Raw genomic sequence first — 11725 nt, 5'->3', positions numbered from 1 at the left:
GCCGGTACAGCGCCGTCATCAGCTGGCCGCGCAGCCGCTCGCGGGTGGGATACGCCCAGACCAGCTCGGTCAGCTCGCCGACCAGCTCCACTTCCATCGCCGAGGTCGCCCGCCGCCTCCACGCCGCCGACCTCGCCGCGCGCCGCGCCCACGAGACCGCGTTCACCTCCCTGACCTGGGGCACCTCGACGGGCGAAACGGCATGACCGCTCCGATCGGGGGACCTTCCAGCGAGGGAGAGAACACGGCCGCTCCGATAGGAGGAGCTTCCAGTAAGGGAGAGGGCACGACCGCTCCGATCGGGGGAGGTTCCGGCGGGGGAGAGGGCACGGCCGATCGGCTGATCCGCATGACCTGGGTGCAGCCGGAGGACCTCGTCGGCCATGAGCTGCGCCAGGCCGTCGAGGACGGTCGCTCCGGCAAGGTGGTGCCCATCGCGGCACGGTGGCACGCCGCAGGAGGGCACGACGCTCCGCCGCGCGCCGGCGCCTCGCCCGAGCCGCCCACCCCCGAGCTGCGCGCACTGGCGCTCGAACTGCTCGACGAGCTGGCAGCCATCCCATCCCCGCTCCCCGAACCCTCCGGCCTCCCCGCGATCCGGGCGAGCGCTCCCGGAGGTGATCGGGGTAGCCCAGGAACGGGCGTCAGGGGTGACGAGCCGCGCGAGCGGCTGCTCGGCGCGTGGCTCGGGCGCGCGGCCGGGTGCGTGCTGGGCAAACCGGTCGAGAAGATCCCCCGCGAGGGCATCAGGCGGATCGCGGAGGCCACCGGCAACTGGCCCATCCGCGGCTGGTTCACCGCCGCCGGACTTCCGGACGACGTGGCGGCCCGCTGGCCGTGGAACCGGCGCAGCGCCGTCAACTCCCTGGCCGAGAACATCGACGGCGTGCCCGAGGACGACGACCTCAACTTCCCGCTCCTCGCCCTGTCCCTGCTGGAGCGCTTCGGCCGGGACTTCACCACCGCGGACGTCGCCACGATGTGGCTGGACGAGCTGCCCGCGGGCCGCGTCTTCACCGCGGAAAGGGTGGCGTACCGCAACCTGCTCGACGGGGTGGAGCCACCGGGCACGGCGACGTGGCGCAACCCGTTCAGGGAGTGGATCGGCGCGCTGATCAGGGCGGACGTGTACGGCTGGGTCAACCCGGGCGATCCCGGCACGGCGGCCGAGTTCGCCTGGCGGGACGCCCGCCTCAGCCACACCGCCAACGGCGTCTACGGCGCGATGATGGTCGCGGCCATGTGCGCGCGGTCCCTCGTCGCCTCCTCGATCGAGGAGGTCGTCGCCGCGGGGCTCTCCGTCGTGCCCGCCGGGTCGCGGCTGGCGCGAGCCGTACGGGAGGCCGTCGCCGACGCCGAATCCGAGCCCGACTTCGAGCGGGTCGTGGACCGGCTGTACGAGCGGCACGGCGGCCTGCACTGGGTCCACACGATCAACAACGCGGCGCTGGTCGCGGCGGCCCTGACCCATGGGCGCGGCGACTTCACGGCCTCGATCGCCGGGGCGGTCGCCGGAGGCTGGGACACCGACTCGGCGGGGGCGACGGTGGGATCGATCGCCGGCGGGCTGCTCGGCGCGTCGAAGATCCCCGCCGAGTGGACGCTGGGGAACCGGCTGGCCAGCAGCATGAGAGGCTTCGACGGCATCGGCTTCGACGAGCTCACCCGCCGCACCCTGGCGGTCGCCGCCCCGTGAACCGCGACGCGGCGGCGTGATCCCGGGAATCCGGTGGTCACCGCCGGTGGCGAGAGGACAGAAGATGATCCCGGCGATGTGGTGGTCGCGGGCGGCCGGCCGGCGCCGGTCGGAGGGTGCGCGGAAGGACAGACGATGATCCCGGTTTCGTGGTGGTCGCGGGCCGCCGGTCGGCGCCGGTCGGCGGGTGTGTGAGAGGACAGACGATGATCTCGGTTTTCGGCAGCGCCAACATGGACCTGGTGGCGTACACCGCGACCGCCCCGAGGCGTGGTGAGACGGTGACCGGGCGGGCGTTCGGCACGGTTCCCGGTGGCAAGGGCGCAAACCAGGCCATCGCGGCGGCCCGCGCCGGCGCCGGGGTCGCGTTCCTCGGCGCGGTGGGGGACGACGCGTTCGGCCCGGTCATGCGCGAGACGCTGGAGTCGGCGGGCGTGGACGTCAGCCGCCTGCGCGTCGTACCGGGCTCCTCGGGCATCGCCCACATCGTCGTGGACGCCGAGGGCGGCAACTCGATCATCGTGATCCCCGGCGCCAATGGCACCGTGACGGGCCTGTCGCCGGACGACCTCGCCGTGATCGCCCGGTCCGACGCTCTGCTGCTCCAGCTCGAACTGCCCATGGAGGCCGTGGTGGCGGCGGCCCGGCAGGCCGAGGTCCCCGTGATCCTCACTCCCGCCCCCGCGCGGGAGCTGCCGCGCGAGCTGCTCGACGCCGTCGGCCTGATCGTGCCCAACGAGCACGAGGCCGAGGCGATCACCGGCCTCGCCGACCCCGCCGAGGCGCTCGAAGCGCTGCTGGACCTCGTCCCGGAAGCCGTGATCACCCTCGGCGGGGAGGGCGCGCTGTACGGCTCCCGATCCGGCGAACGGCTGCGCGTGCCCGCCGTACCGGTGAAGGCGGTCGACACCACGGCGGCGGGGGACACCTTCGTCGGCGCGCTGGCCGTGGCACGGGCCGAGGGCAGGCCACGGGCGGAGGCCCTGCGGTTCGCCGCCACGGCCGCGGCCCTGTCGGTCCAGCGTGAGGGCGCGAGCACGTCGATGCCCACCCGCGCCGAGATCGACGCGGCCCTGTGATGGAGGAACACCGTTGAAAGCACTTGAAGGCGTCCGCGTCCTGGACCTCGCCACGCTGTTCGCCGGGCCGATGGCGGCGATGCTGCTCGGTGACTTCGGCGCCGAGGTCGTCAAGGTGGAGCACCCGGCCAAGCCGGACCCGTCGCGCGGGCACGGCCCCGGCGGCCTGTGGTGGAAGATGCTCGGCCGTAACAAGCGGGCCATGACCCTGAACCTGTCCACGGCCGAAGGCCAGGACCTGCTCCTCGCGCTGGTCCGCGACGCCGACGTGGTCATCGAGAACTTCCGCCCGGGGACGCTGGAGCGGTGGAACCTCTCCTACGACCGCCTCCGCGAGGCCAACCCCCGCCTGGTGCTCGCCCGGGTCACGGGCTTCGGCCAGTTCGGGCCGTACGCGAAACGGCCCGGGTTCGGCACGCTCGCCGAGGCGATGAGCGGGTTCGCCGCGATGACCGGCGAACCGGACGGCCCGCCGACCCTGCCGCCGTTCGGCCTGGCCGACGGCATCTGCGCCCTCGCGACCGCCTACGCCGTGATGGCCGCGCTTCGCGCGCGTGAAACGACCGGCGCGGGGCAGGTGGTCGACATGTCGATCATCGAGCCCATCCTGACGGTGCTCGGGGCGCAGCCGACGATCTACGACCGGCTCGGGATCGTGCCGCCGCGCACCGGCAACCGTTCGGTGAACAACGCGCCGCGCAACACCTACCGGTGCGCGGACGGCTCCTGGGTGGCGGTGTCCACCTCGGCGCAGAACATCGCCGAACGGGTCATGCGCCTGGTGGGCAGGCCCGAGTACATCGCCGAGCCGTGGTTCGCCACCGGCGCGGGACGGGTGGAGCACGCCGCCGAGCTGGACGAGGCCGTCGCCGCCTGGGTCGCCGCGCGCACACGCGAGGAGGTGCTCACCGCGTTCGAGGAGGCGCAGGCGGCGGTGGCGCCGATCTACGACGTGCGCGACGTGCTGGCCGATCCGCAGCTCACCGCCCTGGACGCCGTCACCACCGTGGACGACCCCGAGCTCGGGCCGCTGCGGATGCAGAACGTCATGTTCCGCCTGTCGGACACCCCCGGCGAGATCCGCTGGACAGGCCGCCCCCACGGCGCCGACACCTCCGAACTGTTGACGGAACTCGGCCTGTCGGGCTCGGACATCGAGACCTTGCGCGAAAAGGGAGTCGTCTGATGCCGGACCACCCCACACACGCTCACAACGCACGCGGTAACGTGCTGACCTTTCTGTTCGCGGTCGCGAGGGGACTGATGTCGTGCTGACCTTTCTGTACGTGGTCGCGAGGGGAGCGATGCCGTGCTGACTTTCCTGTACGCGCCCGCCGATCGGCCGGCGCTTGTGGCCAAGGCGCTCGCCGGGCCCGCCGACGTGGTGATCGTCGACCTGGAGGACGCCGTGGCGGCCGAGGCCAAGGACCAGGCCCGCGCGGAGGTCGTGGGGCTGCTCGCCTCCCCCCAGCCGCGCGTCCAGATCAGGGTCAACGAGGTGCGCACGGCCTGCGGCCAGGCGGACCTGCGGGCGATCGGCGCCCTGTGCTCGGGCACGGCCGGCATCCGGGTGCCGAAGGTCGAATCGGCCGTCGACATCCGTGAGGTCGCCAGGGCCGTGCCGGGCGTCGCGCTGCACCCGCTCATCGAGTCCGCTCTCGGCCTCGAACGGGCCTACGAGATCGCCTCGGCCGACCCCGCGGTGGCGAGCATCGGCCTGGGTGAGGCCGACCTGCGCGCGGACCTGGGCGTCAGCGACGAGGCGGGGCTGGCGTGGGCCCGGTCGCGGCTCGTGGTCGCGGCCCGCGCCGCCGGGCTGCCCGCGCCCGTACAGTCGGTCTACACCGACTTCCACGACCTGGAGGGTCTGGCCGAGTCGTGCCGCCTCGGCCGGGCCATGGGCTTCCGCGGCAGGGCCGCCATCCACCCCGCCCAGCTCCCGGTCATCGAGGCCGCCTACCGCCCGACCGAAGAAGAGGTCACGGCCGCCAACGAGGTCGTCGCGGCGGCCGGCGTCGGCGCCGTCGCCCTCCCGGACGGCCGCTTCGTCGACGAGGCGGTCGTCCGCCAGGCCAGAAGCGTCCTCACCGACGCCCTCCGCACCCCCGCCACCACGCTCACGATGACGAGCTAGGCATTGCCCGCCCGCCGGCGTGCTCAACACCGAACGGGCTTGCCGTCACAAGCGGCCGGCGGCGAGGCGGATGCCCAAGGTGATCGCCGATTCGTCGTGGCGCCGCTGGATACCGAGGTGCGGCGAGCCCTGCGCGGGGCTCGCCGCACCCGGAGAAGGGGTCACCAGTTGGCCGGCAGCCCCAGAGTGGTGGCGGGCAGGGCGCGCCCGCGTGGATGGATGATGTAGACGATGCCGCCGCTGCTGGAACTGCGCAGCCAGACGTTCTCGAAGTCGGCCCTCGGATAGACCCGGCGCACCGCGTCGTTGTCCGGCGAGGCGGGGTCGTTGGCGATCACGTCGCCGGTGGCGGTGAAGCCGACTATCACCATGAGGTGTCCGTTGGTGCCGTAGCCCGCGCCGGGCAGCTCGCTCTCCTTGAACGACTGGGAGGTGACGACCGGGATACCGGAGGCGATCAGGCGTTCCATCTCGGTGAGCGACCGCAGCCGGGTGACGAAGCCGTCCAGGCCGTAGCGGCCGGCGTAGGCGGTGTTGAAGGGCCAGTTGCCCGCGCCCTCGTAGGCGTGGTCGTAGGTGTACCGGGCGGCGTAGTCGACCTCGGGGTTCGGATCGGAGGGGTCGACCCAGGAGGTGTCCTGGGAGCTGGGCCACTTGCCCCAGTATCCGAGGACCATGGTGGTCGAGGTCGGGCTGCACCACGCCTCGCCGCCGCCGTCCCACTCGGGATAGTGGCCGCGGTGGACGTTCTGGGAGCGGCGGGGCACGTTCAGCTCGGTCCCCCACGCGCCCCCGGTAGGGCTGACCGGCACCGTCGCCCGGTCGGGGACGGCGGAGGCCATCGCACCGAGGGTCCTGACCCGCGGGACCACCGCCGAGCCGGGCGTGCGATGCAGCGTGAGGCGGAGCTGGTAGGCGGTGATCGGCCTGCCCGACGCGGCGACGAAGGTGTCGACCGAGACGGTGCCGTCGGTGTCCGCCTGGCCCGCCAGCGAGGTGCGGCGGATGTCGGACTCTCCGTAGGCCCAGCGGCCCAGCACGTACCACTTGGTGAGCCCGGCGGTGTTTCGGCCGCGCATCTCGACCTGCAGCCAGCTCCCGGGCGGCGTGTCGGCGGTCCAGGAGGCGATCAGCTCCGTGGCGGCGAAGCCGATCAGCCGCTCCCGCCCGGTCCATCTCGCGTACTCCCAGCTCTTGGTGCCGAGCGCGTCGGTGTAGGAGGTGGTGCCCACCGCGGAGCCGAAGGCGAGGTCGCGACCGGCGGCGACCCCTTCGGCGGTGCCGGAGTGGAAGGAGGCCCGCTGGTAGACGACCTTCACCGGGTTCGGTGGAGGTTTCGCGCCGGTCGCGGCGGCGGGCGTCGCGGCGGCGGCCACCAGAAGGGCGGATAACAACGCGGAGCGGAACATGGTCAGCGGGCGCATGGCTCACCTTCCCTGAAGGGGCTCTCGACGCCGCAGACGGTAGAACGTCCGGCTATTTCGCACATCGGGCGGATTACGTATCGCCGCCGAACGGGACGCCGCCCGCCGTCGCCGGGGTCATGTCGGCGGTCGAGGGCCCGTACCACTAGAAAGGCATGACCACTGAATGACCGTGACCACAAGGAGTGCGCATGGAGGTCCATGACCTGTCGGGCGGCGGCGACGTGCTCGCCCGCATCGAGCTGGTCGCCCGGCGGGCGCTGCGGCTGTACGGCCTCTCGCCCGCCGCCCGGGTGAAGCTCATCAACGTGTCGGAGAACGCCACCTTCCTCGTCACGGACGGGGACCTCCGTACGGTCCTGCGCGTCCACCGCCTCGGCTACCACTCGCCCGAGGCGATCGGCTCGGAGCTCGACTGGCTGTCGGCGCTGCGCGACGAGGCCGGCGTGCGCACCCCCGCGGTGCTTCCCGCGCTGGACGGATCGAGGGTCGTCACCGTCGAGGACCCGGGCTCCGCGCCGCGCGACTGCGTGATGTTCGAGTTCGTCCCCGGGACCGAGCCCGCCGAGCACCGCCTGGTCGAGTACTTCGAGCCGCTCGGCGCGATGACCGCCCGCATGCACCTGCACGCCCGCCGCTGGGCAAGGCCCGCCGGCTTCACCCGGTTCCACTGGGACGCCGACGCCGCGTTCGGCCCGGTGCCGCGCTGGGGCAGGTGGCAGGACGGCGCCGGCGTCGACCGTGAGGCGCACGCCGTGCTGTCCCGGCTGGAACGGACGCTGCGCGAGCGGCTGGAGCGGTTCGGCAGGGGGCCGGAGCGCTACGGGCTCATCCACGCCGACCTGCGCCTGGCCAACCTGCTCGTGGACGGCGCGGCGGGCACCACCGTGATCGACTTCGACGACTGCGGGCTCGGCTGGTACCTGTACGACCTCGGCGCCGCCGTCAGCTTCATCGAGCACCACCCGCACGTGCCCCAGATGATCGATTCCTGGGTGCGCGGCTACCGGAGCGTCCTCGGCCTGCCGAGGGACGACGAGAACGAGATCTGGACCTTCATCATGTTCCGCCGCCTGCTGCTCGTCGCCTGGATCGGCTCCCACTCGGCGGTCGACGTCGCCCGCGAGCTCGGCGCCGGCTACACCCGGGGGAGCTGCGAGCTGGCCGAACGTTACCTCAGCGGATCGCTTTAGGTAACCCTCGTATTCGCTCCGAGGGGGGCGGCGTCGGCGGGCACCGCCTCTACGCGTCGCCGGCGCGATCCTCAGGAGGCGGTGCGATCCTCAGGAGGAGGGGCGAGGAGGAGGGCAGGGGGATCCGGGCGAGCTGGGGGAGCACCTCACGGTGCCCGAGGGCGTGGTGAGGAGGACCTCCACGCCGGGAGGCACGCCCAGGGTGTACTCGCCGTGGCAGCCGGTGCCGCCGGCGCAGGTGAGGCTGACGCGCAACGTCCTGCCCTTCTCCCACGTCTCCCCGAACCGCCGGTCGCCGTCCCGCCAGGTCAGCTCGCGCCGCACCGAGAGCCGGCCCGCGACGCCGGGTGTGAACCGGACGCCGACGCGCCCGGTGGCGTCCACGATGACCAGCGGTGTGGTGATCGCGTACGTCACCGTGGAGGTCTCGGTGGTCTGGCGACCGAGGTCGGAGGAGTCGTACGAGCCCGGGAAGGCGAAGTCGTAGTCGTGGGGCAGAGGGATGCCGGCCCACGCCCACAGGGCCATGCCGATCACGGCCAGCGCGGTGAGCGCCCCGCCCCCGGCGATCCAGACTGTCCTGACGGTGCTTCGCATCGGAACGCGGCCTTTCTCAGATCTTCAGGAAGCGCAGGACGGCGAGCACCCGGCGGTGGTCCCTGTCCGCGCCGGACAGTTCGAGCTTGGCGAAGATGTTGTTGATGTGCTTGCCGACCGCGCCCTCGGAGACCACCAGCGCCTCCGCGATCCCGGCGTTCGACCGGCCCTCGGCGATCAGCGCCAGCACCTCGTGCTCCCGGCGGGTGAGCCGGTCGAGCGGGTCGCTGTGCCGGCGGAGCAGGAGCTGGGCGACCACCTCCGGGTCCAGCGCCGTGCCGCCCCCGGCCACCCGGCGCAGCGCGTCGACGAACTCGGTCACGTCGGCCACGCGGTCCTTCAGCAGGTAGCCGATGCCGCTGGTCTCGGTGGACAGCAACTGGGTCGCGTAACGCTCCTCGACGTACTGCGAGAGGACGACGATCGGGAGCCCCGGCCGCTGGCGGCGCAGGACGAGCGCGGCCCGCAGGCCCTCGTCGGAGTGACCCGGCGGCATGCGGACGTCGGTGACGACGAGGTCGGGCAGGTGCTCGTCGACGGCGCGCAGCAGCGACTCCGCGTCTGCCACCGCGGCCACCACCTCCATGCCGGCCGAGCCCAGCATCCACACGAGCCCCTCCCTGAGCAGGACGGAGTCCTCGGCGAGCACTACGCGCATGGCAGCTCCACACTGATCGTCGTCGGCCCGCCGGGCGGGCTGTCGATGCTCAGCCTGCCGTCGACCGAGCCCACCCGCTGCGACAGGCCGCGCAGTCCCGTCCCGCCGTCCGGCTGCGCGCCGCCCCGGCCATCATCGGTGACCTGGAGAAACAGCCTGTCTCCCGTACGCCGGGCCGTGACCTCGGCGGCGGACGCCCGCGCGTGCTTGGCGACGTTGGCCAGCGCCTCGGAGATGACGAAGAACGCCACCGCCTCGATCGTGGGGGAGGCGCGCTCCGGCACCTCGACCCGCAGCCGTACGGGGAGGGGGGCCCGCGCGGCGAGGCCGGACAGCGCCGCGTCCAGCCCCTCGTCGCTGAGCACGGCCGGATGCAGGCCGCGTACGAGGTCGCGCAGCTCCTTCAGTGCCTGCTTGGCCTCCTCGTGCGCCCGCGAGATCGTCTCCCTGGCCGGGCCCGGCAGGTCGGTGAAGGCGGCGCGGGCCATGCCGAGGTTCATGGCGAGCGACACCAGCCGCTGCTGGGCGCCGTCGTGCAGGTCGCGCTCGATGCGCCGCCGCTCGGCGTCCGCGGCGTCGATCACCTCGGCGCGGCTCTCCTTCAGGGTCTCCACGCGCAGGGCGAGCTGCTCGCTGAGGCTCGGCCCGAGAAGCGCCTCGGCCGCGATCACGTCCAGCGCGGTGATCCCCCGCGCCAGCCACGGTGCCGCGACGCACAGGGCCAGGGCCAGCAGGGCGAGCGGCGCGCTGTTCCAGGTGCCGCCCACGCTCCAGACCCGCACGGCGAGCGCCGCCACGACCAGGCAGGCCGACCAGACCACCACCACCGCGAGAAAGCCGGCGGCGCTGATCAGCGGCGCCAGCAGGTGGTAGCCGAGCTGCCGCCAGGTGCTCCTCGTCCGCGCCTCGCGGAACAGCCGCACCGCGGGGTTGCCGCCGCCGGAACGCCGTGGCACCGGAGGGATGTCCACGCCGAGGAAGGCCGCGAAGCGCGCGCGCTGGAGTCTCGTGAACATCCGCGCCGACCAGAAGAGCAGCGGCAGGGCGATCAGCGGCGCCACGACGGTCCAGACCAGCAGCACCGAGACCACCGCCAGCCCCGCGATCACGAACAGGGTCGCCAGGGCGATCGGGACGCCCGTCACCACATGGAACGTGCGGAGCCAGCTCGGTGCCGACCAGTGGGCACGCATCTTGTCCCAGGGGGTGGCCACATCGGCGTGAGTCATGCCACCACCGTAGAGACCGCGGCGGTAGGGGAGACATGGGCGAAGCCTCCCTAAAGGGGGTGGGGAAATCCCCACCTAGATCTCCCCGAATGACCATCATCGCCGTTACGTAATGTGATAGCTATGTGACGGCATGCGATCGGCAAGGCGCGGTCGCCCCGTCCAATACGAAGCTATGGAGATGGTCATGCTGGTCTGCGTACTCGCAGTGGCCGCGGCGATCGGCGTGGTGGCCGGCGCCGCCTTTCATTTCCGCAGGCTCGGCAGCGGCACGGACGACCTGGTCCCGGACGGCCCGTCCGCCGGCCACGCCGGCTCGATGCTCTCGTCGTTGTTCTTGCTGGTGTTCGCCATCGCCATCGTCGTCCCCTGGACGACGGCCGACGCCGCGCGCCAGAACACCTACGCCGAGAGCCAGGCGGCCGTGGAGACCTACTGGTCCGCGGCCCGGCTTCCCGCTCCCGGCGGTTCCCAGTTGCAGCAGCAGCTGCGCGACTACGTCGGGTTCGTGGTCCACAAGGAGTGGCCGCTCATGGCCTCGGGCCGGCTCAGCGCGGAGGGCGCGTCCCGCCTGGAGACGCTGCGCACACAGGCGGCGGCCATGATCGTGAACGACGACGACGCCAGGTCCGCCAAGGCCGACGTCCTCGACGAGGTGAGAGACCTGTCGGCGGCCCGCCGCCAGAGAGCGGCGGACGCGCGGGCCACGCCTCCGGCGGGCCTGCTGCCCCTGACCATCGTCACGGGCCTGATCGTGATCGTGTTCCCGTTCATGGCCGGTGCCCGGCCCCGGGGCAAGACGCTCGTGCCGCTGGTGGTGATGGCGGGGCTGCTCGGGTTCGGCGTCTTCCTGACCTGGCAGATCTCCCACGTGTTCTCCAGTGGGCTGTCGGTCGGGCCCGACGCGTTCAGCGCGGCGCTCACGGAGTTCCAGCGGATCCCGTGGAGCGGGTGACCGTGGCCTCGCCCCGCACGGCGGCCCTCCTGGCGATGCCACTGGCGAGCCTGCCGCTCGCAGGCCTCCTGGAAATCACCCCCGCCCCGGCGGTCGCCCACCCCCTCCCCGTCTCCGCCGGGACGGCCGCCCACCCCCTCCCTGTCTCCGCCGGGACGGCCGCGCACGCCCTCCCTGTCTCCGCCGGGACGGTCGCCCACGCCCTTCCGGTCTCGGCCCAGGCGGGCGTCACCGCCCGATCCCTCCCCGCCTCGGCGGGCACCGTCGCGCATCCCCTCCCGGCCGCCGTCTCGGTTCTGGCGGGGGGCGTACTTCCGTCCGACGTCACCGTCTGTCTCGACGTCGACGTGGTGGTGAGCCTGCGGGTCGGCATCAGCATCGGCGGATACCCTCCGATCTGCCATGACCCGGCCTCCCCGCCCTCGGCGCCCGCGCCGGTCCCGCCGCCGCCGCCCGCCCCCGCTCCGGTCCCGCCCCCGGTTCCGACGCCGCCCCCCACCCCACCGTCTCCACCCACCCCCACCGCGGCCCCGACGCGTGCCCCGGCACCGACGCGTGCCCCCGCCCCGCCCCGCGTTCCGGCTCCGTCCCGCGTTCCGGCGCCTCCGCCGTCGATCCGTCCGGCCGTGCCCGTCGTGCAGCCACCGCGCACACCACCCGCCACGCCCCGGAGCCCGGCGGAGGCGGCCCCGACCCGACCACGACTGGATCACCACACCCGTCACCGCGGACCTCCTGCGCGGCGTCCTCGACGTGGAAC

At 73.1% G+C, this 11725-nt stretch carries 11 protein-coding genes; 6 read left to right on the top strand and 5 right to left on the bottom strand.

Annotated features, from left to right (window positions below; translation table 11 throughout):
- Positions 1-385: BTAD domain-containing putative transcriptional regulator (locus AB0B89_RS30835; protein ID WP_358559828.1), on the bottom strand; the 385-nt coding region annotated here is incomplete at its 3' end.
- Here AB0B89_RS30835 and AB0B89_RS30830 point away from each other — a divergent pair.
- From AB0B89_RS30830 to AB0B89_RS30815, 4 genes are all read left to right on the top strand, one after another.
- Positions 350-1696 (top strand): ADP-ribosylglycohydrolase family protein, encoded by a 1347-nt coding sequence (locus AB0B89_RS30830; RefSeq protein ID WP_358559826.1) that lies wholly within the window; start codon positions 350-352, stop codon positions 1694-1696. The two genes, AB0B89_RS30835 and AB0B89_RS30830, sit on opposite strands and share 36 nt — an antisense overlap.
- Before the next feature lie 206 nt (positions 1697-1902).
- The gene (gene rbsK, locus AB0B89_RS30825) at positions 1903-2775 is read left to right on the top strand and encodes a ribokinase (protein WP_358559824.1); all 873 of its coding nucleotides are present in this window, start codon (positions 1903-1905) and stop codon (positions 2773-2775) included.
- A 13-nt stretch (positions 2776-2788) separates the two neighbouring features.
- On the top strand, positions 2789-3961 hold the full coding sequence (locus AB0B89_RS30820; protein ID WP_358559822.1) for a CoA transferase: 1173 nt from the start codon (positions 2789-2791) through the stop codon (positions 3959-3961).
- A 123-nt stretch (positions 3962-4084) separates the two neighbouring features.
- Positions 4085-4909: a CoA ester lyase gene (locus AB0B89_RS30815; protein ID WP_358559820.1), complete on the top strand. Its 825-nt coding sequence runs from the start codon at positions 4085-4087 to the stop codon at positions 4907-4909.
- Positions 4910-5070: 161 nt separating this feature from the next.
- On the opposite strand, the gene AB0B89_RS30810 is transcribed toward AB0B89_RS30815, so the two are convergent.
- Positions 5071-6333: a C39 family peptidase gene (locus AB0B89_RS30810; protein WP_358559818.1), complete on the bottom strand. Its 1263-nt coding sequence runs from the start codon at positions 6331-6333 to the stop codon at positions 5071-5073.
- Positions 6334-6524: 191 nt separating this feature from the next.
- Here AB0B89_RS30810 and AB0B89_RS30805 point away from each other — a divergent pair, with 191 nt between their 5' ends.
- Positions 6525-7526, top strand: coding sequence for a phosphotransferase (locus AB0B89_RS30805; RefSeq protein WP_358559816.1), 1002 nt, complete (start codon positions 6525-6527; stop codon positions 7524-7526).
- Positions 7527-7616: 90 nt separating this feature from the next.
- Here the strand turns inward: AB0B89_RS30805 and AB0B89_RS30800 are convergent, their stop codons facing one another.
- From AB0B89_RS30800 to AB0B89_RS30790, 3 genes are read right to left on the bottom strand one after another with little or no spacing between them, the layout of a single operon-like run.
- Positions 7617-8123 (bottom strand): hypothetical protein, encoded by a 507-nt coding sequence (locus AB0B89_RS30800; RefSeq protein ID WP_358559814.1) that lies wholly within the window; start codon positions 8121-8123, stop codon positions 7617-7619.
- 16 nt (positions 8124-8139) lie between these two features.
- A complete protein-coding gene (locus AB0B89_RS30795; RefSeq protein WP_358559812.1) occupies positions 8140-8781 on the bottom strand; it encodes a response regulator transcription factor in 642 nt (213 codons plus the stop codon).
- Positions 8772-10010: a sensor histidine kinase gene (locus AB0B89_RS30790; protein ID WP_358559810.1), complete on the bottom strand. Its 1239-nt coding sequence runs from the start codon at positions 10008-10010 to the stop codon at positions 8772-8774. The genes AB0B89_RS30795 and AB0B89_RS30790 overlap by 10 nt, the downstream gene beginning before the upstream one ends.
- A gap of 187 nt (positions 10011-10197) precedes the next feature.
- On the opposite strand from AB0B89_RS30790, the gene AB0B89_RS30785 reads away from it, so the two are divergent.
- On the top strand, positions 10198-10965 hold the full coding sequence (locus AB0B89_RS30785) for a hypothetical protein (RefSeq protein ID WP_358559808.1): 768 nt from the start codon (positions 10198-10200) through the stop codon (positions 10963-10965).
- The last annotated feature ends 760 nt before the right edge of the window (positions 10966-11725 follow it).

The organism is Sphaerisporangium sp. NPDC049002, assembly GCF_040649355.1.
Classification (GTDB): domain Bacteria; phylum Actinomycetota; class Actinomycetes; order Streptosporangiales; family Streptosporangiaceae; genus Sphaerisporangium.
This window is presented reverse-complemented; position numbering and strand designations above follow the sequence as displayed.

Excerpts from the sequence above, each read along its gene's own strand:
- rbsK (WP_358559824.1), top strand. The coding sequence starts at position 1,903 with ATGATCTCGGTTTTCGGCAGCGCCAACATGGACCTGGTGGCGTACACC.
- AB0B89_RS30805 (WP_358559816.1), top strand. The coding sequence starts at position 6,525 with ATGGAGGTCCATGACCTGTCGGGCGGCGGCGACGTGCTCGCCCGCATC.
- AB0B89_RS30800 (WP_358559814.1), bottom strand. The coding sequence starts at position 8,123 with ATGCGAAGCACCGTCAGGACAGTCTGGATCGCCGGGGGCGGGGCGCTC.
- AB0B89_RS30785 (WP_358559808.1), top strand. The coding sequence starts at position 10,198 with ATGCTGGTCTGCGTACTCGCAGTGGCCGCGGCGATCGGCGTGGTGGCC.
- AB0B89_RS30790 (WP_358559810.1), bottom strand. The coding sequence starts at position 10,010 with ATGACTCACGCCGATGTGGCCACCCCCTGGGACAAGATGCGTGCCCAC.
- AB0B89_RS30830 (WP_358559826.1), top strand. The coding sequence starts at position 350 with ATGACCTGGGTGCAGCCGGAGGACCTCGTCGGCCATGAGCTGCGCCAG.
- AB0B89_RS30810 (WP_358559818.1), bottom strand. The coding sequence starts at position 6,333 with ATGCGCCCGCTGACCATGTTCCGCTCCGCGTTGTTATCCGCCCTTCTG.
- AB0B89_RS30795 (WP_358559812.1), bottom strand. The coding sequence starts at position 8,781 with ATGCGCGTAGTGCTCGCCGAGGACTCCGTCCTGCTCAGGGAGGGGCTC.